We start from the raw sequence: 22,278 nt of genomic DNA on the forward strand, positions 1-22,278 counted from the left end.
GGATCGGACGCGGAGGTGGACGAGCTTCAGGCTGAACTGCTGGCGGCTTTCGCATCGGAACTGGCCGAGCATATGGCCGGCATCCGCGCGGCGCTGGCCGATGCGGATGCCGGCCGCCCGGTCGACCTGCGCGAATTCAGCCGCCGGGCACACAGCCTGAAGGGAGCGGCGCGCGCCGTCGAACTGCCTGCCAGCGAAGCCGCCGCGCATGAAGCCGAAGCGCTGATCCTTGCCATCGAACGCGGCGACCGGGCGATGGACACCGCGGCAATTACCGAACTGCGCCGCCTCGCCGACGCGATCGAGGACGGTGCGGCGACGGATATGCCCGACACCGCAAACGAGGCGGAGCCCGAACGGCGGGTCGCGATCTCCGGTCAAAGCGTCGAAAATCTGGGGCGGTCGCTGCACGTCATGGCGACGCAGATCGCCGAACAGGGCATGGTCGCCGACCGGCTAGGCGCGCTGGCCGACGATCTGGCCGCGCTCTCGCCGCTGCTGTTGACGACGGGTGATGGCGAGGCCGCCCGCCGGCTTCGGCAGGCCACCACCGAACTCGACCGCATCCGCCGTCTCCACGGCCGGTTGCGCGACGCGCTCGATCGGTCGAGCGCCGAGCTGGAGCGCGATGGCGAACGCCTGCTCCTGCAACCGGTCGCCACCCTGTTCGACGGCTATGAACGTGCCGTCCGCGAACTGGCGACGGCCGAGGGCAAGGTTGCCCGGCTGCGGACGAACGATGCCAATGGCGAGGCCGATCGCCGTATCTTGAATGCCCTGCGCGATCCGCTGCTGCACGTCCTGCGCAATGCGGTACGCCACGGGATCGAGACGCCCGAGCATCGCCGTCGTGCGGGGAAAGAGGATGCGGGCACGATCTCGATCGATACCCGCATCGATCGCGGACGGCTGACCATCGCGGTGCGCGACGATGGTGCGGGCCTGAACGACAATGCGATCGTGGCCCGCGCCCGCGCCGCCGGACTGATCCCCGCTGATGCACCGTCCCCGCGCGGTGCGGCGCTCCACGCCCTGCTGTTCGAACAGGGCCTGTCCACCGCCGATCGGCTGGACGAGGTTGCCGGACGCGGCATTGGCCTGTCGGTGGTCGCGGAGGTCGCGCGGCGGCTGCACGGATCGGCCAGCATCATGCCCGGATCGGGCGGCGGCACCGTGCTGACCATCGCCGTTCCCGTCACGCTGACCCGCCGCACGCTGTTGCTGGTCGAGGTCGGCGACGTGCGATGCGCGCTGCCGTCCGATGCGGTGCGGTCGGTGCTGCAGATCACGCCGGCTGATTTGTCGCCGAGTGGCGGGGAAGTGATGCTGGCGGTCGACGGCCAGCCGCTGCCCGTGTCCCGCCTGGGCGACGTGCTGGGCGTCGCGCAGGCAGACGCCGATGCAACACTGCGCGCGGTCGTGCTGGAAAGTGACGGCATCCGGCGCGTGATGATCGTCGATGCGCTGAGCGACGTTCGCGCGCTGCTGGTCGGCGATGCCGCCACCATCGCCGCCGACCTGCCGCTCGTGCTCGGCACGGTATTGCTGAACGGAGAGGTCGTGCTGGTGCTCGATCCGGCGCAGCTGGTGCGCGATCGCGCCACCGGCCGAGCCGCCCACCCCCTAACCGTCCAGAAGGCGGAGACGCCGCAGCGGACGATCCTGGTCGTCGACGATTCGATCACCACCCGCACGCTGGAGCGCAGCATCCTCGAGGCGCAGGGCTACCGCGTGCTGATCGAGGTCGACGGTCTTGCCGGGCTGGAGCGGCTGCGCTCCGGCATCGACGCGATCGATCTCGTGGTCGCCGATGTCGAAATGCCGCGCATGGATGGTTTCGCGTTGCTGGCGGCGATACGGAACGATCCGGCGCTCAAAACTTTACCGGTCATCATGATGACATCGCGCAACAGCCCTGACGACATCGAACGTGGCCTGAGCCTGGGCGCCGATGCATATGTCACCAAGCAGGATTTCGATCAGGGCATGTTGATCGGCGTCGTCCAGCAGCTGATCTGACGCCATGGCCGTTCGTCCCACCCCCGCGCGCGTGATGATCGTCGAGGATTCGACGGTCGTGCGGACGTTGCTGACCCATATCGTCGGCAGCGATCCGCGCCTGACCGTCGCTGCCAGCTTCGCCACCGCCGAGGAAGCGATCGAGGCGCTGCCGGCGCTCCGCCCCGACGTCATCTCGATGGATATCCGCCTGCCCGGCATCGACGGACTGGAGGCGACGCGGCGGATCATGGCAGCGCATCCGACGCCGATCGTCGTCATTTCCGCCAGCATGGACGGCGGCGCGATGGGGACCAGCATGGACGCGCTGCGCGCCGGTGCGCTGTCGGTCGTCGAAAAGCCGGTCGGTCTTGGCGATGCCGCCTATGCGCAGGTGGCGCACGAAATCCGCACCCAGCTGGCGATCATGAGTGAGGTCGCGGTCGTCCGGCGCCGGATGCCGGCCGCTGCGGCAACCCCGGTACCGCCACCCCGCCTGCGCCCTCCTTCGGTCCTGTTGGTCGCCGCATCGACCGGTGGGCCCCCCGCCCTTGCGCGACTGTTCGGCGCGCTGCCCGCCGACCTTCCCGTGCCGATATTGCTGGTCCAGCACATGGGGGCGAGCTTCATGGCGGGCTTTGCCAGCTGGCTCGACAGCGTAGTACCACAGCGGGTGGAGATTGCCCGGAGCGGCGAAGTGCCGCGCGCAGGCACGATCCATGTCGCGCCAGGCGACGCGCATCTGATGCTCGCGCGGGGCGGCACCATGCGCGTCGCGACCGACGGTCCCGTGGGTGGGCAACGCCCGTCTGCCACCCGCCTGATCGAAAGCGCCGCGACCGCGATCGACGGGGCGGCGCTGGCAGTGGTGCTGACCGGCATGGGTGAGGATGGCGCGACCGGAGTCCGCGCGCTGCTCGCCGCCGGAGGACAGGCGGTGGCGGAGGATGCCAGCACCTCGGTCGTCTATGGCATGCCCGCCGCCGCACAACGCGCGGGTGCGCTGTCGCTGCCGCTCGACCTGATCGCGCCGCACATCCGCCGCATCGTGGACCGCGCGCGGTGAGCGAAGATGCGGCAATCCTGCTGATTGAGGATTCGGATACGCAGGCGCTGCAGCTGCGGCGGATGTTCGAGCGCGCGGGCTTTCGCATCGATCGGACGCGCGACGCCGAAACGGCCCTTGAGACGCTGAACCACAGCCGACCTGACCTGCTGGTCGTCGACTATCGCCTGCCGGGCATGAACGGTGACGAACTGGTCCGGATCGTTCGGCAGACGGGGGCGACGCGCACGCTGCCGATCCTGATGCTGACTGGCGACGATGCTTCAGATGTCGAACGGCAGGGGCTCGACAGCGGGGCCAACGCCTATGTGCCGAAACGCGGCGGGGCCGAACTGATCTTGTCGCGCGTCCGCGCCCTGCTGCGACAGGTGCGGGCACGGCCGGTGGGCGATGGCCCGGCGGCATCGCTGCGCCAGGCCCGGCTGCTACTGCTGGCACCGCCCACCGATCCCACGGATCGGCTGGTCACACAGCTGGCGACCGAGGGTTATCAGGTCGTCCATGTCGCGGCGATTTCCGATGCGATTGCGACGATCGACGACGACAGCGCCGACGGCATCCTCGTCGTGGAACCGATCGACACCCCCGGCTTTGGCCTGTCGGCCACGCTGGATCGGCGCCGAACCGAACGGGCGAGCGGCATCGCGCTGGTCGCGCTGACCGAGGATGCCGAACCGGCGACGGTGCTGGCGGGGCTGGCCGCGGGTGCGGATGATGTCGTGTCACGCGGGCAGGATGGCGACATGCTGCTCGTCCGGATCCGCGCGATCGTCCGCCGCAAGCTGGCGCGCGACGAGGAAGCGGCCGGCATCGCACGCGAACGGGCGCAGGCGATCGCGCTCGCACAAGCGCGCGCCGAAGCGGACTCGGCCGAACGCCTCGCCCGCGCCAACGACGAACTGGCCGGCGCGAATGCCCTGCTGCGCGAAACGCAGGCGCAACTAATCCAGTCGGCCAAGATGGCGTCATTGGGCGAGCTGGTCGCCGGCATCGCGCACGAGATCAACAACCCGCTGGCGTTCATCCTCGCCCATCAGGCGACCGTCGAGCGCGCCGTCGCGACGGCCGCCAGCGCCGACGACGCGGCGCGCACCGCGTTGCTGGCCAAGGCGTCGGATCGGTTGCAGTCGATCCGCTCCGGCCTCACCCGCATTCAGGAGCTGGTCGTGAAGCTGCGCCGTTTCTCGCGACTGGACGATGGCGAGGTGTCGCTGATCGACATTCCCGATGCGATAGATGCGGTGCTGACGCTGCTCGCGCCGCGTCTGGGCACCGTGGAGGTCGTCCGCGACTATGGCCCGATACGGATGCTCGAATGTTCCGGCGCGCTGGTCAATCAGGTCGTGATGAACATCGTCGCCAACGCCGCCGACGCGGTCGACCCGGCAAGCGGGCGGATCGTCATCGCGACCGGCTCTGCCGACGGCATGTTCCGCATCCAGATTGACGACAACGGGCCGGGCATCCCCGACGACCGGCGCGAACGGGTGTTCGAACCGTTCTTCACCACCAAGGATGTCGGGGCAGGAACCGGCCTCGGCCTCGCCATCGCGTATGGCGTCGTGCGATCGCACGGCGGCACCATCGCCATCGACCGCGCCGCGCAGGGTGGCGCTTCCTTCACGATCCAGATACCAGAACGGCCGTAATGGAAATGTCCGGTTCCCTGCCCCTGCTGCTGCTGGTCGATGACGAGCCCGAAATCCTCGTCGCGCTCGGAGATCTGCTGGAGGACCGCTATCGCATCCTGTCGACCGCCTCGCCGGTCGAGGCGCTGGAGCTGGTCCGGACCCATCCCGACATCGCCGTCATCGTGTCGGATCAACGGATGCCGGAACTGACCGGCAGCCAGTTCCTCGCCCGCGTCCGCAGCCAGACCAATGCGGAGGCGATCCTGCTGACCGGCTATGCCGATCTGACGGCGGTAGTGACCGCGCTCAACGACGGGGCGATCAGCGGCTATGCGAACAAGCCGTGGGATGCCGAGGCCCTGATCGCGATGATCGCCGCCGCCGCCGACCGTTTCGCGTTGCGGCAGGCATTGGCGTTCGAACGTGCCGCCTTTCGCGCCCTTGCCGATGGGTCGGGCGATATCGTGACGATCCTCGATCGCGATGGCCAGGTGGTCCGCGGCACGGCGCAGCCAAAGGGTGTCGATCCCCGCGACCTCGCCATCGTTGGGCAGGATGACAGCGATAGCGAGGACCGGCAATCGCCGCAGCCATCGGGCGATCGCTGGACGCACATCACCCGCATCCCGTTCGCCATCGGGACGCAGCGCTATCTGTTGAAGATCGAACGCGACGACACCGACCGGCGGCTGTCCGAACGGCGTCACCACCAGTCGGAAAAGCTGGAGGCACTGGGCACCTTGTCCGGCGGGATCGCGCATGATTTCAACAATCTGCTGGCGGCGATCATTGGCAACCTCGAACTTGCCGAACGGCGGATCGACGATCGCGACCGGCTGCGGCGCTATCTGGGTGCGGCGACCGAGGCGGCCGGGCGCGGCAGTGCCATCACCCGCCGTCTGTTGAGCTTCAGTCGTCAGCGCGACCTCGCCGCCGAAATCTTTCGGCCCGACGACGTGATCCAGTCGATCGAGGAACTGATCGTCCGCACCGCCGCCGGCCGCATCCGCGTAGCCTATGACTTTGCCGAGCCCGCCTGGGTGGTGCGGACGGATGTTGGGCAGTTTGAGCTGGCGATACTCAACCTAGCGATCAATGCGCGTGATGCGATGGAGGGCAGCGGGACGGTGCGGATCGGCACGGCGAATATCGCGGATGCCGCGGTGTTCCTGCCCGACTTTGCCGGACCGTTCGTCCGCATTTCGGTCAGCGATACCGGCAGCGGCATGGACAGCGCGGTACGCGAACGGGTGTTCGAACCGTTTTTCACGACCAAGGCGCAAGGGGCCGGGACGGGTCTCGGCCTGCCGATGGTCCGGGCAATGGCGCGGGCGGCCGGCGGCGACGTGACGATCGACAGCGAAGTCGGGCGCGGCACCAGCATCCACCTATGGCTGCCCCGGATCGATGCCGGGCCGATCGCGGTCAGTCCGCCGGCAAGCGACCGGATCACCCCTCGCCGCCTGATGCTGGTGGAGGACGATCCCGAAGTCCGTGCCGTTGTCGCCGCGCAGCTGGAGGCCGCCGGCCACAGCGTCGTCGTCCATGATTCGGCCACCCGCGCGGTCGCCGTGCTGGAGGCGGGCGAGCGGTTCGACATGGTGCTGACCGATTATGCCATGCCCGACATGTCGGGGATCGACGTAGCGGCCCGCGTGCGCGCCTGCTGCCCGGACACGCCGGTCCTGCTTATCACCGGGTTCGCCGAGATCGGCGACACGCAGATCGGCGTGCCGGTACTGACCAAGCCGTTCACCAGCGACCAGCTGCTCAGCGCGATCGCGCTGGCGACGGCTATTCCCGACAACGTATCCGGCTGAACGGCTGTCCATCGGTGACGATCGTCAGGCGATCGCCCGCGACCCGCAACGTCTGCGTCGTGGTCCAGCGCTGGCCCTCGCCCTCATAGTCGGCGGTGATCCGGACCTGCTCGGTACCGAGCGGTTCGACGCGCTTCACCGTGCCGACGCTCTCGTGAAACCATAATTCCCCCGGCGCGACCCGTACCCCTTCGATCGAAGCTGCCGGGCGGGCACAGGCGGCGGCATCGCGGTTCCACTGGCCGACGAACCGCGCCGGAATGGTACTGGGCGCAGCGGTCGCCTCACCCGGTGGCGGCGAGGGTTTGCCGACGAAGCCGCAGCCGCGCACGGTGCGCGCGTCGATGGTCAGCGTCGCGGTAAAATCGCGCGGCGCACCCGACATATCGTCCTCGCATGGCGCGCGAACCACCCGCAGGCGGACGCCCTGCCCCGCATCCCATTCTCGCGCATCGGCGCTGGCCCGGCGCGCGACCACCGCCAAGCGCCGCATGGGGACATCGACACCGCTCAGCGTCAGCACGTCACCAGCGATGCCGACCGAGTAAAAGGGTTCGTTGGTCGTGACCGTCAGCCGCTCGGGCACCGAACTGGCGACGGTGGTGGCTATCGGCGGCGTCGCGGAGGGAGACGGCGTAGGCGACGCGATCGGATCCGCCGGGGCTGTCCCTCCCCCGTTACAGCCCGCCAGCAACAGCAGGCCCAGCGCCGATGCCCACCGGTCAGCGCGGGGCATTGCGGCCCGTCCCGGCACTCACCCGATCGTCGCGGCTGGCCAGCGTCCCGATCACGTCCACCGACAGCTGCGGCGTGGTATCGGCCGGTCGATAGGCGGGAAACGCGATGACATCGTTCACCACCGCCACCTGTCCGCCAAGCTGCGTCGCTTCGAACAGCTGGCGCGCGAACGCGGTCGGTATCCGGATGCAGCCATGCGACGCCGGAAATCCGGGCAGGTTGCCGGCATGGAGCGCCACCCCGTCCCAGGTCAGCCGCTGCATGAACGGCATCGGTGCATTGTTATATAGGTTCGATCGGTGGAACGGGCGCTTCTGCAGGATGGTGTATTCGCCGATCGGCGTCATCTTGCCCGGCTTGCCGGTGGAGACCGTTGTCGCACCGATCAACCGGTCACCGCGATAGACGAACGCCATCTGCATCGGCACGCTCACAACGATGCTGACCGGTCCCGGCAATGCCGGATCATCGGCCCAGCGATGGTCGCCCGGCCGCATCGCCACCGCCGCCCGTTCGACCGCGAGCGCCGCCGGCGCCTGTGCCATCGCGGGGAGCGGCAGGATCACCAGCAACGGACAAAGGCGCAGCAGAACCGTCATGCCGCCACTATCCCGCAGCGCGCGGCGAATGGCAAATTTCGCGGTAACCATAGCTGCCAGAGTCGACCGTCCGTTCCATCCGCGCGACAAGCGGCGGAACGCTTGCACATGTGTTAATTGAATGGAAGGCGGTTCGCCCGTATCTCTAACCCTCAACAATTTGGCGAGGATTTGGATGCGGGACGAAGCAGTTCGATCGCGGCGAGCGGTGCTGAAAGCGGCAGGCGGATTGGCCGGTGCCGTACTCGCACAGGGCTGCACGACGAATTCGATCGTGCCCATCGCGCAAAACGCCCCCATCGTACCGCCGCAGCATCGCTTTGCCTCGGCACCCGTGCCGGCCGCTCCGGTGAAGCAGATGCGTGCACCTGCGACGGTCAATCCGCGGCTGTTCGAACGCGCGCTGGCGTCGATGGACCGCCATTCGGGACGGATCGCGCGTACCGACCGTATCGCCATCGCCGACTTCGCGGTCGATTCTGCCCATCCCCGGTTCCAGTTCATCGACATGCACAGCGGCGTCGTGTCGGCGATGCGCGTCGCGCACGGCAGCGGATCGGACCCGGCGCATTGCGGATCGTTGACCCGATTCAGCAACGTGCCCGATTCCAATGCCACGTCGGAAGGCGCGTTCATCACCGACAATTATTATGTCGGCAAGCATGGCCGGTCGCAGCGGCTGGTCGGGCTGGACCACACGAACGACAACGCCCTGATGCGTGCGATCGTCGTCCATGGCGCATGGTACGCCAATCCGGAAATGATCGCGCAGCACGGCAAGCTGGGCCGTAGCCAAGGGTGCTTCGCGGTGGCCGAGGGCGATCTGGCGCGCGTGTTCGACCTGCTCGGCGAAGGCCGGATGATCTACGCCGCCAAGGTTTGACGGGTAGACACCATGCCCCAAGCGTCACCCCAGACTTGATCCGGGGTACCGCTTTTTAACCGGCAACTGAAGAAGAAGCGGGACCCCGGATCAAGTCCGGGGTGACGGGTTGGGTGCTGAGGCGGTACGCCATTGCCAACCCCTGCCCTTTCGGCGTGGTCCTGCACGACGATCCTTGTTGGGCGCGGTGAGGGTCCTTAGGGTGCGGCCATGACCACGCACCCGTTCCATTCGATCCACACCCACGGCCTGCTGCGCGTCGGGGCCTGCACTCCGCCCGCGCATGTCGGCGACCCCGCCGCCGGGGGCCGTGCCGCGATCGAGCTTGCACGTCAGGGGCATGAGGCGGGCGCCGACCTGCTGGTCTTTCCCGAACTGAACCTCACTTCCTACGCGATCGACGATCTGCACCTGCAGGACGCGCTGTGCGATGCGACCGAAGCGGCGCTGGCGGCGGTGATCGTGGCCAGCGCCGATCTGCGCCCGGTGCTGTTGCTGGGGGCCGCGCTGCGGCGCAACGGGCGGCTCTACAACTGCGCGGTGGCGGTATCGTGCGGACGCATCCTCGGCGTCGTGCCCAAGACCTATCTGCCCAATTACCGCGAATATTATGAGAAGCGCTGGTTCGCGCCCGGCGTCGGGCTGACCGGCCTGACCATGGCGTTGTGCGGACAGACGGTGCCGTTCGGGACCGACCTGCTGTTTGCCGCCGATACCCTGCCCGACTTCGTGTTCCATGCCGAGATTTGCGAGGATTTCTGGTCGCCGCTGCCCCCGTCGACCGCCGGGGCGATGGCCGGGGCGCTGGTGCTGTGCAACCTGTCGGCGTCGAACATCGTGATCGGCAAGGCGCGCGACCGCGAGATGTTGTGCGCGTCGCAATCGGCGCGCACCGTGTCCGCCTATATCTATGCCGCGGCGGGCATCGGCGAGAGTACGACCGACCTGTCATGGGACGGCCAGGGGTCGGTGCACGAACTGGGCGAATTGCTGGTCCAGTCCGACCGGTTCGACCAGTCCGCCGGCATCGCCTTTGCCGATATCGATCTGGCGCGGCTGCGGCTAGAGCGGATGCGTACCGGCACGTTCAACGACTGCGCAGCGGCCAGCAGCCATCCGGAGACGCGGTTCCGCCGGATCGGGTTCGACCATGCCCCGGCGGAGGGCGATATCGGCCTGCGGCGTGCCGTACGCCGCTATCCCTTCGTCCCCAACACGCCCGAGCGGCTGGACGATGACTGCTACGAAGCGTTCAACATTCAGGTCGAAGCCTTACGCAAGCGGCTGGTCGCGTCGGGTACGAAGCGGCTGGTGATCGGCGTGTCGGGCGGGCTTGATTCCACCCATGCACTGATCGTGGCGGCCAAGGCGTTCGACCGGCTGGAGCGGCCGCGCACCGACATATTGGGCTTCACCATGCCCGGCTTCGCGACCGGCGAGGCGACCAAGGGCAATGCGTGGAAGCTGATGCGCGCGCTCGGCATCACCAGCGACGAGATCGATATCCGCCCCGCCGCGCGGCAGATGCTGGGCGATATTGGCCACCCCTTTGCCAGCGGCGAACCGGTCTATGACGTAACGTTCGAAAATGTGCAGGCCGGGCTGCGCACCGATTACCTGTTCCGGTTGGCGAACCAGCGCGAGGCGCTGGTCCTGGGCACCGGCGACCTGTCCGAACTGGCGCTGGGCTGGTGCACTTATGGCGTCGGCGACCATATGAGCCATTATGGCGTCAATGCCGGCGTGCCCAAGACGCTGATCCAGTACCTTATCCGCTGGACGATCCACACCGATCAGTTCGACCGCGACACCGACGCGGTGCTCGACGCGATCCTGAACACCGAAATTTCGCCCGAGTTGGTGCCTGCCGACGCCGATGGCCGGATGCAGAGCACGGAGGATCGCGTCGGCCCCTATGCGCTGAACGATTTTTTCCTCCACCATATCGTCCGCTACGGGCAGCGGCCGTCGAAGGTCGCGTTCCTGTGCTGGCACGCATGGCGCGATGCCGCCGCCGGGCGCTGGCCGATCGATTTTCCGGAAGCGGCGAAGGGCAGCTACGACCTGCCGACCATCGCCAAATGGCTGGAGAAGTTCCTGTGGCGCTTCTTCCAGACCAGCCAGTTCAAGCGGTCGGCACTGCCCAACGGGCCGAAGGTATCGGCCGGCGGCGCGCTGTCACCGCGCGGCGACTGGCGCGCGCCATCGGACGGGGTGGCGACGGCGTGGGTCGAGGAATTGCGCGCAGGGCTGCCGCCGCTCTAACGCTGCGCCCGTGCCGTCTTTTCCGACGCTGATCCGTTTAAGGCCCAGCGCAGCATCCGCGCCATGCCCTGCGCCCCGGCGCGGACGCCCAGCGGCGCGGTGCTGCGCAGTTCCAGCATCGCCCGCGCCCAAGGCGGCAGCAGGTCGATCGCCGCCGCGGTATTGAGCGCGCCGAACCCTTTCAAGAACGGGTTCGGCAACGGTTGCTGCAGCAGCGCGTCCCGCACCGTCCGGGTCCGATGGTCGCAGCACAACTCGCCGCGCACCTTCAGCAGCCACGCGTCCACCGCCGCGCGGCTATCGGACACGTCGCGCGCGCCCAGCCGCTCGGCCACGACGACATTCTCCGCGAAATAGCGGTCCTGATCGGCGCGCGACAGGTGCGGATCGCGGTAACGCAGATAGGCGCGCAGGAACGAGTCCGTCTCGGCGACATGGACCCAGGTCAGCAGGTGCGGATCATTGGCGTCATAGGGCGTGCCGTCAGGCAGCACCCCGTGCACCCGGTCGTGGATGTGCCGGACATGATCGATCAGCCGCCCGGCCTCCGCTGTGCCGCCATAGGTGGTGCCGGCGATGAACTGCGCGGTGCGTTTCAGCCGCCCCAGCATATCGCGGCGGAAATTGCTGTGGTCCCACACCCCAGCCAAGGCCGCTGGATGCAGCATCTGCATCAGCAGCGCCGTCGTGCCGCCGATCATCATCGACGAAAAATCGCCATGTACCCGCCAGCTGACCGATCCCGGCCCGAACAGACCGTCATCGCCCGGTGGCCGCCGAAGGTCGATCGCGCCGTCGCCAGCCCCGGTCAGCCCACGGACTTGGCGAGCAATAGTCTGTCGCAGGGGGTTCATCATGCAGGAACGATCGTAGCGCGCGGCCGGGTCCGATCGTTACGGAACCAAATCGCTCGTTCGCGACCTTTGTCGAACGTCCTCGAACCGACAGGCCTGCCGATGTCCTCTCCCCCCAGCCCGGAAAAGCCGCTCGACATCGTGCAGCGACAGGCGGCGATGTCGGGTCGCGAAATGCACGATCCGGGCAACGGCATCTTCTTTGCCGCGGTCAAGACCACGCGCATGCCGATGATCGTGACCGATCCCAATCTGCCCGACAACCCGATCGTCTTCGCCAACCCGGCATTCCTGAACATGACGGGCTATAGCGCGGAGGAGGTGCTGGGGCATAACTGCCGGTTCCTGCAGGGGGCCGACACCGACCCGGACACGGTGGCCGAAATCGCCCGCGCGATCCGCGAGCGGCGCGAAACCTCGGTCGAGATCGTCAACTATAAGAAGAACGGCAGTTCGTTCTGGAACGCGCTATTCATCTCGCCGGTGTTCGATGCCGACGGTACGCTCCGCTATCACTTCGCATCGCAGCTGGACGTCACCCGCCGCCGCGATGCCGAGGAAGCGCTGCGCCAGGCGCAGAAGATGGAGGCGGTGGGGCAGCTTACCGGGGGGATCGCGCATGACTTCAACAACCTGTTGACGGTGATCCAAGGGTTTGCCGACGTCCTGCTCAACCAGCTCGACCGGAACGACGCCCTGCCCCCCGACCGCGCCCGCCGGTCGCTGCGCGCGGTCATGGACGCGGCCGATCGCGGGGCCGAGCTGACGCAGCAACTGCTCGCCTTTTCCCGGCGGCAGAAGCTGTCGGGCCGGGTCACCAACATCGACGACCTGGTGCGGGCGCTGCTGCCTATGCTCCGGCGCACGATCGGCGACGTGCCGATCACGATCGAGGTCAAGCCGTGCGGCGACCATTGCAACGCCCGTATCGATCCGGTGCAGGCCGAGGCGGCGATCATCGGCATCGTCATGAACGCCCGCGACGCGATGCCCGACGGCGGCACGATCACCCTGTCGGCCGAGCATGTCGAGCTGGACGGCAGCGACCCGCGCTATGGCGACAAGCTGAGCGGTACGTTCGTCGCCCTGTCGATCGCCGACACCGGCAGCGGCATGTCGGAGGAGGTCCGCGCCCGCGTGACCGAGCCGTTCTTCACGACCAAGGACCAGGGCAAGGGCACCGGGCTTGGCCTGTCGATGGTCTATGGCTTCATGAAGCAGTCCGATGGCGCGCTGCACATCGCATCGCACGAAGGCCATGGCACCACCGTCTCGCTGCTGTTCCCGGCCGCCACCTCGGTCCCCGAGCCGATCCGCCAGCGCCGCGCCCGCAGCGACAGCGACCTGCGCGGCCAGGAAACCGTGCTGGTGGTCGAGGACCAGCGCGACCTGGGCGACCTTGCCGAAGCGATCCTGAAGGACTTCGGCTATACCGTGCTGCGCGCGGGCAATGGCCCGGAGGCGATCGCCGTGCTGGAAGGCGACGCGGCGATCGACCTGCTCTTCACCGACCTCATCATGCCCGGCGGCATGAACGGGGTGATGGTCGCGCGGGAGGGGCGGCGGCTGCGCCCCCGGATGAAGGTGCTGCTGACCACCGGTTATGCCGAGGCGTCGATCGAGCGGGTCGATGCACGCGGCACCGAATTCGACCTGATCGGAAAGCCGTATCGGCGGGCCGATCTGGCGCAGCGCATCCGGCAGGTACTCGACGGCCCGACCGGTACCGGTTGATGAACTTCGGTTTCGGTTATACTGCAATACGTTCCTGCCACGATCCCAGTCGCCGGGCAGCCATTGGATGACGAAAGGGCTACGCTTGGCGACCAGTGCAACTGCCCAGGATGCGGGGATGGCGACATCGCCATCGACCCTGGGACACGACCTGACGATCTGCGACCGCGAACCGATCCATATGCCAGGGGCAATCCAGCCCCACGGCATGCTGTTGATCGTCGATCCGGCCGAGGGCGCGATCGTCGGCGGCGCAGGCGATGTCGCGTCGCTGCTCGGAAACCAGTGGCTGGGCGGATCGATCCACGACCTGATCGGCGAGGCCGGGCTGACGCTGCTCCGTTCGACCATCGCCGGGCCGGTCGTGCTCGGCATGGTCGCCACGCGGGGGCTGTCCGCCGTCGCCAGCCGCGAGGGCCGTTTCTGGTTGATCGAGCTGGAGCCGACCGCCACCGGAGAGCCGGGCACCGACGACGCGCTGACGTGGATCGAACATGGCGGCGAGGAATTTTCGCGCGCGGTCGATCTGGACGACCTGTCGGCGCGCGCCGCGACCATCTTTTCGCGGCTGACCGGGTTCGACCGGGTGATGATCTATCGCTTCCTCGACGATGATTCGGGGAAGGTCGTTGCCGAACGCCATGCACCCGACATGGATGGGTTCCTGAACCACCATTTCCCGGCATCGGACATTCCGCGCCAGGCGCGCGCGCTGTATGTCCGCAACCGGGTCCGCGTCATTCCCGACGCGACCTATGTCCCGGCGCCGATCACCGGCATCGACCCGGCGCTGATCGGCATCGACCTCAGCAATGTCGGTGTGCGGGCGGTATCGCCGGTCCACGTCCAGTATCTGAAGAACATGGGCGTCGCGGCGTCGGCGTCGGTCTCGATCGTCAAGGACGGCATCTTGTGGGGGCTGGTCGCGTGCCACCATCGCAGCCCGCGTGGCCTGTCCTATCTGCAACGTAAGACGTGCGAACTGATCGCCGCGTCGTTCGCGCAACAGGTGACCGCAAAGGAAGAGGCGGCCGAATATCGCGAGCGGCTGCGCCTGCGCACCGCCGAGGACGCCTTGGCGCAGCGGCTGTCCCAGGAATATGATCCGGACCAGATGTCGGCGTTGATCGCCAGCGACCTGCAACGGTTGCTGCACGCCGATGGCTTCGTACTGCAACGCGGGGCGACGCTGAATTCCAGCGGCAACGTCCCGCCGCCGGAAGCCGTCGCCGACATCCTGCAATGGGTGCGGGCGCAGGGGAACATCCTGCTGCACAGCGCCGCGCTGGAACAGCGGCTGCCGGGTGCGCGCGCCTATCGCGACCTGGCCAGCGGGCTGCTCGCCATCACCCTGTCGACCGACGAGCCGGTGGTGCTGCTATGGTTCCGCGCCGAGACGCTGCAGACGATCCAATGGGCCGGCAATCCGCACAAGGCGGTCGGACAGGCACCGGACCAGCCGCTGACCCCCCGCGCCTCCTTCGCGGCGTGGAGCGAGGAGATTCGCGGCCGTGCCCGCCCATGGAGCCCGGCGGAGATCGAGGCGGCGCATCGCCTGTCGCGCCTGCTGTTCGACGCACGCCAGCGGCGTCGGATCGGCGAGCTGAACCGCGAACTGACCCGTGCCGTCACCGACAAGGACGCACTGCTCGCGCAGCAGGAAACGCTCATCAAGGAAGTGAACCACCGGGTGCAGAACAGCCTGCAGCTGGTCGTCGCGTTCCTGGCGATGCAGGCCCATGCCGAAAACGACGCGACGCTGACCCGCCATCTGGGTGAGGCGCAGCGGCGGCTGTCGGCCGTCGCGCTGGTCCATCGCCGGCTCTATTCCGAAGATACCGTCACGGTCATCGATCTCGGCCGCTATATCGAGGACCTGCTGGCCGAGATGCAGTCATCGATGGGCGCCGAATGGACCGGGCGACTGACAATGGACCTGGCGCCGCTGCTCATCACCGCCGACGCGGCGGTGCAGATCGGGCTGGTGCTGGTCGAACTGGTCATCAACGCGCAGAAATATGCCTATGGCGGACAGCCGGGGCCGATTTCGATCTCGCTGGAAAAGGTCCGCAACCGGTTCCGCCTGACCGTCGCCGACCGGGGACAGGGGCGCAGCGGCAACCGCACGGGCTTTGGCACGCGGATGCTGAGCGCAATGGTCAAGCGGCTCGACGGCACGATCGAGGAAAGCGACAACGCGCCGGGCCTGCGCTTCACGGTATCGGCCCCGATCGCGACGCCGGACGAGGCCTGAGATAGCGTGGCCGGTTCGACACCCGGCACCGGACCACTGCCATGAAGATCGATCTCAGAGCCGTTCGACACAGCGACCTAGCTACCTTCTTCGACCATCAACGCGATGCGGAGGCGGCAGCGATGGCGGGGTTCACGCCACGGTCCCGAACGGCGTTTGACGACCACTGGCGCAGGATCATCGCCGAGCCGCAGAATGTGGTGATGACGGTCGAGGTCGATGATGCGGTCGCGGGCTATGTCTCTGCGTTCCCGCAAGCGGATCGGCAGGAGATCGCCCATTGGTTCGGCCGGGCATATTGGCACCGGGGGATCGGGCAGGCCGCCGTCGCGCAGTTCCTGACACTACACCGCCGCCGTCCGATCTTTGGAACCATCGTCCGTTCGAACGCGGCGTCGGGTGCGATCCTGCGCAAGTGCGGGTTCATCCCCTTTGGCCAGGACACCGGACCGGACGGGGAGCCGGAAGAAGTCTTTCGACTAGATTAGATGCGGGGCCGACGGGCACGCGCCTTTTAGCGGCAAGGACGATCCGCCATGCCCACGAAAAGGGCGCGGCGGCCCATGGCCACCGCGCCCTTGATCCGTGACGCAATGCGTGCAGCCGATTACTCGGCGGCGGTCGCCTTGGCCGGACGCGGATCGCGACGCTCGGCGATACGCGCCGACTTGCCGGTGCGACCACGCAGATAATAGAGCTTCGCGCGACGCACGACACCGCGACGCACGACCTCGATCGAATCGATGTTCGGCGAGTAGAGCGGGAAAACGCGCTCGACGCCTTCGCCGAAGCTCATCTTGCGGACGGTGAACGACGAACCCATGCCGGCGTTCGAACGCGCGATGCACACGCCTTCGTAGTTCTGCACGCGGGTCCGCTCGCCTTCGACGACCTTCACGCCGACCTTGAGGGTGTCACCGGCGCGAAACTCGGGGAGCTTCTTCGACTCGAGGAACTTGGCGATCTGTTCCGCTTCGAGCGTCTGGAGGAGGTTCATTTCTTCTGACCTTCGTCTTGGTTGTGCGCACCAGAGGGCGAACGGACCCGAGCGTCGACATGACGCTCCCACAGGTCCGGCCGCCATAGCCGTGTATCGGATTCGGACCGTGCCTTGCGCCACGCCGCGATCCGCGCATGATCCCCCGATCGCAACACTTCGGGGATCACACGCCCTTCCCAGTCATAGGGTCGGGTATATTGAGGATATTCGAGAAGGCCGCTTTCGAAGCTCTCCTCGATACCACTCGAAGCCGCGCCCATTACGCCGGGAAGCAGCCGAACGCAAGCATCCAGCAGTACCAGCGCCCCCATTTCGCCGCCCGACAGGACATAATCACCGATAGCGACGGGTTCGATATCGCGCGCTTCGAACAGGCGTTCGTCGAACCCCTCGAACCGGCCGCACAGGATGATCGCGCCGGGGCCATCCGCCAGTGCCCGCACGCGTGCCTGGGTCAGCGCCTTTCCGCGCGGGGTCATCGCCAGGACCGGGCGACCATCGCTCACGCTGTCGAGCGCCGATGCCAGCACGTCCGCGCGCAGCACCATGCCCGCGCCGCCGCCCGCCGGGGTATCGTCGACCGAGCGATGCTTGTCGGTGGCGAAGTCGCGGATCTGCACCGCGTCCAGCGACCAGCGTTCCTCGCGCAGCGCCCGACCGGCGAGCGACATTCCCAGCGGGCCGGGAAACATTTCGGGATAGAGCGTCAGGACGGTCGCGGCAAAGGTCATGGCGACAGCCTCTGCCCGCTTGTTCGGGGGAACGAAAGCCCCTGCCCCGTCATTTGCTGGGTCATGCCTGCCCCCTCCCCCGAACCCGCCACGGTCGACTGCGCCATCATCGGTGCGGGTCCCGCCGGGCTGACCGCCGCGATCTATCTCGCGCGGTTTCACCTGACGATCCGCCTGTTCGATTGCGGGTCGAGCCGGGCGGCGATGATCCCGCGCACGCACAACCATGCGGGCTATCCCGGCGGCATTCCGGGGACGGAGCTGCTGGCCAGGATGCACGACCAGGCACGCGAATTCGGCGCGACCTGCGAAGCGGCGACGGTGACCGCGATCGAGCGCGACGGTGACGATTTCATCGTCCGCACCGACCACAGCGTCCTGCGGGCGCGCACCGTGCTGCTGGCGACCGGGGTGGTCAATCACCGCCCTGCCGGGCTGAACGATGCGGTGCACGACGATGCGCTGCGACGTGGGCTGCTGCGCTATTGCCCGATCTGCGACGGATATGAGGTGACCGACCGCCGGGTCGGCGTGATCGGCACCGGCGATCATGGTATGCGCGAGGCGCTGTTCCTGCGCGGCTATACCGCCGATGTGACGCTGATCGCGCCCGACAGCGACCATGCGCTCGACGACGAGTGCTGGGCGGCGCTGGATGCGGGCGGCATCCGCCGGGTCGATGGCCCGTGCGGCGATTACCGGATCGACGGCGAACACTTCGTCGTCCGTACTGCCGAGGGTGAGCTTTCGTTCGACAGCGTGTATCCGGCGCTGGGATCGCACATCCGTTCCGAACTGGCGATCGCAGCGGGCGCGCGGGCGAGCGAAGATGGCTGCCTGGAGGTCGACGACCACCAGCGCACGTCGATCCCCGGCCTGTTTGCCGCTGGCGACGTCGTGAAGGGCCTCGACCAGATCAGCCACGCCATGGGCGAGGCGGGCGTTGCGGCGACCACCATCCGCAACACGCTGGCCGAGCGTCGTCCGATCCGCCGCTGACAGCTTGTCGCCACCGCCGCCGCGCGGTAGCCATGGGGCGGATGCCGAGACGCCTGCTCCTGATCGCTGCGCTGTTGCCCGCCCTGCCGGTCAAGGCACAGTCGGTCGACCGCATCCTTGCCGCCGCTGCCGAACGGGAGGCGGCGCGAAATTGCGCTGCGACGGGTGCCGGGGAAATCGTCGTCTGCGGTGATCGCGATCGCGACGCGCGCTACCGCCTGCCGCTTCCCACAACCCGCGAGGTTGGCGAACAAGGCGCGGTGATCGGCGAGGTGCCCGCGCCATCGGTGCAGGACCCGTTCCTGTCGGGCTGCGGCATCTTTCGGGGCCAGCGCCGCTGTTCACAGCGCGAGGCGGAGGCCTATGGCTACGGGCGGGGGCGTGATCCGGTGACGCTGATCGGGCGGATCGTCACCAAATTGGTCGACCCCGATGCGGAGACGGGTCCGCCACCGACCGTACCATCACGGGACCGCTAATCGTTACGCATCAGGCTTGATTGGCGACCGGGGTGATCGTATCCGATCAATCGTGACCGAGACGACGCTTCGCCAGATTTTCTATGTCAGCCGTGGCGCGCCCGGTGTCGATGTCGACCAGATCCTGCAGCAGTCCCGCCACAACAACGCGGTCGACGGGATCACCGGCGTGCTGTGGCACGATGGCGACCATTTCCTGCAGGTGATCGAGGGGCCGCAGTCCAGCGTTGCGGCAACCTATGCCCGGATCGCGGGCGACCCGCGGCATCGCGACCTGACGATCCTGTCGGATCGCACCGTCGGGGCACGGGAATTCGGCTATTGGAGCATGGAGCGCGCCACGCGGTCGCTGAACGACGGCGATGCGGTGCTGGCGCGGATCGAACGGCGGCTGGCCGATGCGCCCGATACGCTGCGCCGGGCATTCGCCGCCGCCGCAGCGCGGTAGCGATCAGTCGACGGCGAACAGCGCCTCGACCACCAGCCGTTCGCCATTCCATTCGGGTACGGCATGCGGCTGCATCGGCACCATGAAGCGCTTGCCGCCGGGCCGTTCGATCTCGATCACGTCGCCTGCGCCGAAATCGTCGATGGCCACGACCTGTCCCAGCGCCTGGCCCGTGGTCGAAACGACGGGCAGGCCGAGCAGGTCGGCGTGATAATATTCACCATCGCTGAGCGGCGGCAGCTGGTCGCGAGCGATCCACAGCTCGGTGCCGCGCATCGCCTCCGCCTTGGTACGGTCAGCGATTTCGCGGAACCGGCCGATGACGCCATTGGTCGCGGGACGCACCGACACAAGGGTCAGCGCGCCACCGTTCAGCGTCGAATAGGTCGACAGGTCGTCGGTGAACAGCTTCAGCCGCACCTCGCCATGCAACCCGTGCGCACCGGCGATCGCCGCCAGCACGACGCGGCTGCGATCGACGTCAGGCGTCGGGCGAGCCTTCGCCGCCGGTGGGGGCGTCGTCGCTGCCTTCGGCGGGGTCTTCCGCCGATTGGCCGATGTTGGTGGCGTCTTCGTCATGGGCTGACTGTTCTTCGGGATCGGTCATGCGTCATGCTCCTGCTCGGGGTGAGCGGGAACGCATGACGCCGATCAAAAGGTGCCGGCCCACCGCGAACGACGGGCCGGCACACCCAATCACGCTTCGGCGGTTTCGGCCGGAGCGACAGCGGCTTCTTCAGCTGCCTTCGCCTTTTCGGCGCGCTCTTCCGCACGCTCGACGGCCTTCTCGCCGGGCTTACCCTTGGTCGGGTTGTTGCGAGCGGCGCGTTCCTTCACGCCGGCCTTGTCGAGGAAACGGGCAACGCGGTCGGTCGGCTGCGCGCCAACGCCCAGCCAGTGGGTCGCACGCTCGGCGTCGAGCACGACGCGCTTTTCGTCTTCCTTGCCCAGCAGCGGGTTATAGGTGCCGATCTTCTCGATGAAGCGGCCGTCACGCGGGCTGCGCGCATCGGCGACGACGATGCGGTAATACGGACGCTTCTTCGAGCCACCACGCGACAGACGGATGCTGAGTGCCATTATTCTTCTTCCTTCGTTGGTCTATGTAAGCCGGTTCCGACCGGCGATTACTTCTTCTTGATAAGGTTTTCGAAGCCGGGGGGCAGCTGCGGCATGCCGCCGCCCTTGCCACCCATGCCACCGCCGAGACCCGGCAGGCCCGGCATTTCGCCACCCGCCTTGCTCATCAGGTCGCCAAGGCCGGGACCGCCCAGCGCATTGCCAAGGCCGCCCATGCCGCCCTTGCCCAGCATCGCCATCATGCCCTTGATGCCGCCCATCTTCTTGAGCTTCTTCATCGCGGTCTGCATTTCCTGGTGCATCTTCAACAGCTTGTTGATGTCCTGCACCGTCGTGCCCGACCCCTTGGCAATCCGGATCTTGCGCTTGGCATTGATGAGTTCGGGCTTGGCGCGTTCCTTCGCGGTCATCGACGTGATCATCGCGTCCATGCGCAGCAGGATCTTTTCATCCACCGCACCCGACGCCATCGCCGCCTGCGCCTTCTTCATGCCGGGAATCATGCCGGCCAGCGCGCCGAGGCCACCCATGCGCCGCATCTGCGCCAGCTGCCCGCGCAGGTCGTTCATGTCGAACTGACCCTTGGCAAGACGGCCGGCCATCCGCTCGGCATCTTCGGCCTCGATCGACTGCGCCGCCTTTTCGACCAGCGACACGACGTCGCCCATGCCGAGGATGCGGCCCGCGACCCGCTTCGGGTGGAACGGCTCGATCGCGTCCAGCTTTTCGCCGGTGCCCGCGAACTTGATCGGCTTGCCGGTGACCGCGCGCATCGACAGCGCGGCGCCACCGCGCGCATCGCCGTCCATGCGGGTCAGGATGACGCCGGTCAGCGGCACCTGTTCGGAAAAGTTCTGCGCGACGTTGACCGCGTCCTGCCCGGTCAGCGAGTCGACGACCAGCAGCGTCTCATTCGGCTGGGCAATGTCCGAGACGGCCTTCATCTCGTCCATCAGCGCCTGGTCGACGTGCAGACGACCAGCAGTATCGAGCATGACGACATCGAAGCCCTGCAGCTTCGCCGCCTGCAATGCGCGACGGGCGATGTCGACCGGCTGCTGCCCCTGCACGATCGGCAGGGTCGTGACCTCGACCTGGGTGCCCAGCACCGCCAGCTGTTCCTGCGCCGCCGGGCGATTGACGTCGAGCGACGCCATCATCACCTTCTTGCCCTCGCGCTTGCTCAGCAGCTTGGCGAGCTTCGCGGTGGTCGTCGTCTTGCCCGAGCCCTGAAGCCCGACCAGCATGATGACGGCGGGCGGCGTAACGGAGACGTCCAGCTCGGCCGTGTCCGGGCCCAGCATGTCGACCAGCGCGTCGTGGACGATCTTGACGACCTGCTGCCCCGGCGTGATCGAACGCAGAACATTCTGGCCGACGGCGGCCTCGGTCGCCTTGTCGACGAATTCGCGCGCGACGGGCAGCGCGACGTCGGCTTCCAGCAGCGCCACGCGGACTTCGCGCATCGCCGTCCGGACATCGGCCTCGGTCAGCGCGCCGCGACCGCGCAGCCGATCGAACACCCCTCCCAGCCGGTCACTCAGACTTTCGAACACGCGCGCACTCCAATTCCGGTTTCCCGCGAAAATCGCTCAAGCAAAACACGCCGGCGGACGAAACCTCGTCGGCCGGCGTCGCCCTTGGGCGGCATTGCTGAACGATTCCCCACGGAAACGATCCGGAGGCTATAAAGCATCTG

General features: G+C 67.5%; 21 protein-coding genes. 12 read left to right on the forward strand and 9 right to left on the reverse strand.

Features of this window, described 5'->3' with window-relative positions; all coding sequences use genetic code 11:
• Window positions 1–15 precede the first annotated feature (15 nt).
• The 4 genes from ASE58_RS00390 to ASE58_RS00405 are packed head-to-tail and all read left to right on the forward strand — an operon-like array spanning window position 16 to window position 6,515.
• Window positions 16–2,019, forward strand: a complete 2,004-nt coding sequence (locus ASE58_RS00390) for a hybrid sensor histidine kinase/response regulator (protein WP_055816967.1) — start codon at window positions 16–18, stop codon at window positions 2,017–2,019.
• Window positions 2,020–2,023: 4 nt separating this feature from the next.
• Window positions 2,024–3,064 (forward strand): chemotaxis protein CheB, encoded by a 1,041-nt coding sequence (locus ASE58_RS00395; protein WP_200909268.1) that lies wholly within the window; start codon window positions 2,024–2,026, stop codon window positions 3,062–3,064.
• On the forward strand, window positions 3,061–4,713 hold the full coding sequence (locus ASE58_RS00400; RefSeq protein WP_055816971.1) for a response regulator: 1,653 nt from the start codon (window positions 3,061–3,063) through the stop codon (window positions 4,711–4,713). Before ASE58_RS00395 ends, ASE58_RS00400 begins: the two co-directional genes overlap by 4 nt.
• 5 nt (window positions 4,714–4,718) lie before the next feature.
• A complete protein-coding gene (locus ASE58_RS00405; protein WP_162233493.1) occupies window positions 4,719–6,515 on the forward strand; it encodes a response regulator in 1,797 nt (598 codons plus the stop codon).
• Here the strand turns inward: ASE58_RS00405 and ASE58_RS00410 are convergent.
• Window positions 6,490–7,251, reverse strand: coding sequence for a hypothetical protein (locus ASE58_RS00410; protein ID WP_156347545.1), 762 nt, complete (start codon window positions 7,249–7,251; stop codon window positions 6,490–6,492). The two genes, ASE58_RS00405 and ASE58_RS00410, sit on opposite strands and share 26 nt — an antisense overlap.
• Window positions 7,238–7,852: a L,D-transpeptidase family protein gene (locus ASE58_RS00415; RefSeq protein WP_082467610.1), complete on the reverse strand. Its 615-nt coding sequence runs from the start codon at window positions 7,850–7,852 to the stop codon at window positions 7,238–7,240. Before ASE58_RS00415 ends, ASE58_RS00410 begins: the two co-directional genes overlap by 14 nt.
• Before the next feature lie 208 nt (window positions 7,853–8,060).
• On the opposite strand from ASE58_RS00415, the gene ASE58_RS00420 reads away from it, so the two are divergent.
• On the forward strand, window positions 8,061–8,735 hold the full coding sequence (locus tag ASE58_RS00420; protein WP_235511885.1) for a murein L,D-transpeptidase catalytic domain family protein: 675 nt from the start codon (window positions 8,061–8,063) through the stop codon (window positions 8,733–8,735).
• Between the two features lie 210 nt (window positions 8,736–8,945).
• Entirely contained in the window at window positions 8,946–11,000 is a 2,055-nt protein-coding gene (locus ASE58_RS00425; RefSeq protein WP_055816977.1) for an NAD(+) synthase, read from the forward strand.
• Here ASE58_RS00425 and ASE58_RS00430 read toward each other — a convergent pair.
• Window positions 10,997–11,854, reverse strand: a complete 858-nt coding sequence (locus tag ASE58_RS00430; RefSeq protein ID WP_055818049.1) for an oxygenase MpaB family protein — start codon at window positions 11,852–11,854, stop codon at window positions 10,997–10,999. The genes ASE58_RS00425 and ASE58_RS00430 overlap by 4 nt on opposite strands.
• 102 nt (window positions 11,855–11,956) lie before the next feature.
• Between ASE58_RS00430 and ASE58_RS00435 the strand changes: the two genes are divergently transcribed.
• The 3 genes from ASE58_RS00435 (at window position 11,957) to ASE58_RS00445 (ending at window position 16,330) form a co-directional block, all read left to right on the forward strand.
• Entirely contained in the window at window positions 11,957–13,588 is a 1,632-nt protein-coding gene (locus ASE58_RS00435) for a histidine kinase famiy protein (protein WP_055818050.1), read from the forward strand.
• A 118-nt stretch (window positions 13,589–13,706) separates the two neighbouring features.
• Window positions 13,707–15,842, forward strand: coding sequence for a histidine kinase dimerization/phosphoacceptor domain -containing protein (locus ASE58_RS00440; RefSeq protein ID WP_055816979.1), 2,136 nt, complete (start codon window positions 13,707–13,709; stop codon window positions 15,840–15,842).
• 41 nt (window positions 15,843–15,883) lie between these two features.
• Window positions 15,884–16,330 carry a GNAT family N-acetyltransferase gene (locus ASE58_RS00445; protein ID WP_082467504.1) on the forward strand — a complete coding sequence of 149 codons (447 nt, stop codon included), beginning with the start codon at window positions 15,884–15,886 and terminating at the stop codon, window positions 16,328–16,330.
• Window positions 16,331–16,449: 119 nt separating this feature from the next.
• On the opposite strand, the gene rplS is transcribed toward ASE58_RS00445, so the two are convergent.
• Entirely contained in the window at window positions 16,450–16,839 is a 390-nt protein-coding gene (rplS, locus tag ASE58_RS00450) for a 50S ribosomal protein L19 (protein WP_055761205.1), read from the reverse strand.
• A complete protein-coding gene (gene trmD, locus ASE58_RS00455; RefSeq protein ID WP_055816984.1) occupies window positions 16,836–17,573 on the reverse strand; it encodes a tRNA (guanosine(37)-N1)-methyltransferase TrmD in 738 nt (245 codons plus the stop codon). Before trmD ends, rplS begins: the two co-directional genes overlap by 4 nt.
• Window positions 17,574–17,636: 63 nt before the next feature.
• On the opposite strand from trmD, the gene ASE58_RS00460 reads away from it, so the two are divergent.
• The 3 genes from ASE58_RS00460 to ASE58_RS00470 are packed head-to-tail and all read left to right on the forward strand — an operon-like array spanning window position 17,637 to window position 19,499.
• A complete protein-coding gene (locus tag ASE58_RS00460; protein ID WP_055816985.1) occupies window positions 17,637–18,572 on the forward strand; it encodes an NAD(P)/FAD-dependent oxidoreductase in 936 nt (311 codons plus the stop codon).
• Between the two features lie 41 nt (window positions 18,573–18,613).
• A complete protein-coding gene (locus ASE58_RS00465) occupies window positions 18,614–19,051 on the forward strand; it encodes a hypothetical protein (RefSeq protein WP_055816987.1) in 438 nt (145 codons plus the stop codon).
• Window positions 19,052–19,103: 52 nt separating this feature from the next.
• The gene (locus ASE58_RS00470) at window positions 19,104–19,499 is read left to right on the forward strand and encodes a BLUF domain-containing protein (protein ID WP_055816989.1); all 396 of its coding nucleotides are present in this window, start codon (window positions 19,104–19,106) and stop codon (window positions 19,497–19,499) included.
• Window positions 19,500–19,502: 3 nt separating this feature from the next.
• Here the strand turns inward: ASE58_RS00470 and rimM are convergent, their stop codons facing one another.
• The 4 genes from rimM to ffh form a co-directional block, all read right to left on the reverse strand.
• Entirely contained in the window at window positions 19,503–19,961 is a 459-nt protein-coding gene (rimM, locus tag ASE58_RS00475; RefSeq protein ID WP_055816991.1) for a ribosome maturation factor RimM, read from the reverse strand.
• Between the two features lie 19 nt (window positions 19,962–19,980).
• Window positions 19,981–20,106: a hypothetical protein gene (locus ASE58_RS18410; RefSeq protein ID WP_268795045.1), complete on the reverse strand. Its 126-nt coding sequence runs from the start codon at window positions 20,104–20,106 to the stop codon at window positions 19,981–19,983.
• Between the two features lie 89 nt (window positions 20,107–20,195).
• Complete coding sequence (gene rpsP, locus ASE58_RS00480) at window positions 20,196–20,579, reverse strand: 30S ribosomal protein S16 (protein WP_055761188.1); 384 nt, start codon at window positions 20,577–20,579, stop codon at window positions 20,196–20,198.
• Between the two features lie 47 nt (window positions 20,580–20,626).
• The gene (gene ffh, locus ASE58_RS00485) at window positions 20,627–22,135 is read right to left on the reverse strand and encodes a signal recognition particle protein (protein ID WP_055761184.1); all 1,509 of its coding nucleotides are present in this window, start codon (window positions 22,133–22,135) and stop codon (window positions 20,627–20,629) included.
• Window positions 22,136–22,278: the final 143 nt, after the last annotated feature.

It is taken from the genome of Sphingomonas sp. Leaf9 (assembly GCF_001421355.1).
GTDB lineage: Bacteria > Pseudomonadota > Alphaproteobacteria > Sphingomonadales > Sphingomonadaceae > Sphingomonas.

Excerpts from the sequence above, each read along its gene's own strand:
- ASE58_RS00395 (WP_200909268.1), top strand. The coding sequence starts at position 2,024 with ATGGCCGTTCGTCCCACCCCCGCGCGCGTGATGATCGTCGAGGATTCG.
- ASE58_RS00405 (WP_162233493.1), top strand. The coding sequence starts at position 4,719 with ATGTCCGGTTCCCTGCCCCTGCTGCTGCTGGTCGATGACGAGCCCGAA.
- ASE58_RS00410 (WP_156347545.1), bottom strand. The coding sequence starts at position 7,251 with ATGCCCCGCGCTGACCGGTGGGCATCGGCGCTGGGCCTGCTGTTGCTG.
- ASE58_RS00415 (WP_082467610.1), bottom strand. The coding sequence starts at position 7,852 with ATGACGGTTCTGCTGCGCCTTTGTCCGTTGCTGGTGATCCTGCCGCTC.
- ASE58_RS00425 (WP_055816977.1), top strand. The coding sequence starts at position 8,946 with ATGACCACGCACCCGTTCCATTCGATCCACACCCACGGCCTGCTGCGC.
- ASE58_RS00430 (WP_055818049.1), bottom strand. The coding sequence starts at position 11,854 with ATGAACCCCCTGCGACAGACTATTGCTCGCCAAGTCCGTGGGCTGACC.
- ASE58_RS00435 (WP_055818050.1), top strand. The coding sequence starts at position 11,957 with ATGTCCTCTCCCCCCAGCCCGGAAAAGCCGCTCGACATCGTGCAGCGA.
- ASE58_RS00440 (WP_055816979.1), top strand. The coding sequence starts at position 13,707 with ATGGCGACATCGCCATCGACCCTGGGACACGACCTGACGATCTGCGAC.
- ASE58_RS00445 (WP_082467504.1), top strand. The coding sequence starts at position 15,884 with ATGAAGATCGATCTCAGAGCCGTTCGACACAGCGACCTAGCTACCTTC.
- rplS (WP_055761205.1), bottom strand. The coding sequence starts at position 16,839 with ATGAACCTCCTCCAGACGCTCGAAGCGGAACAGATCGCCAAGTTCCTC.
- trmD (WP_055816984.1), bottom strand. The coding sequence starts at position 17,573 with ATGACCTTTGCCGCGACCGTCCTGACGCTCTATCCCGAAATGTTTCCC.
- ASE58_RS00460 (WP_055816985.1), top strand. The coding sequence starts at position 17,637 with ATGCCTGCCCCCTCCCCCGAACCCGCCACGGTCGACTGCGCCATCATC.
- ASE58_RS00465 (WP_055816987.1), top strand. The coding sequence starts at position 18,614 with ATGCCGAGACGCCTGCTCCTGATCGCTGCGCTGTTGCCCGCCCTGCCG.
- ASE58_RS18410 (WP_268795045.1), bottom strand. The coding sequence starts at position 20,106 with ATGACCGATCCCGAAGAACAGTCAGCCCATGACGAAGACGCCACCAAC.
- rpsP (WP_055761188.1), bottom strand. The coding sequence starts at position 20,579 with ATGGCACTCAGCATCCGTCTGTCGCGTGGTGGCTCGAAGAAGCGTCCG.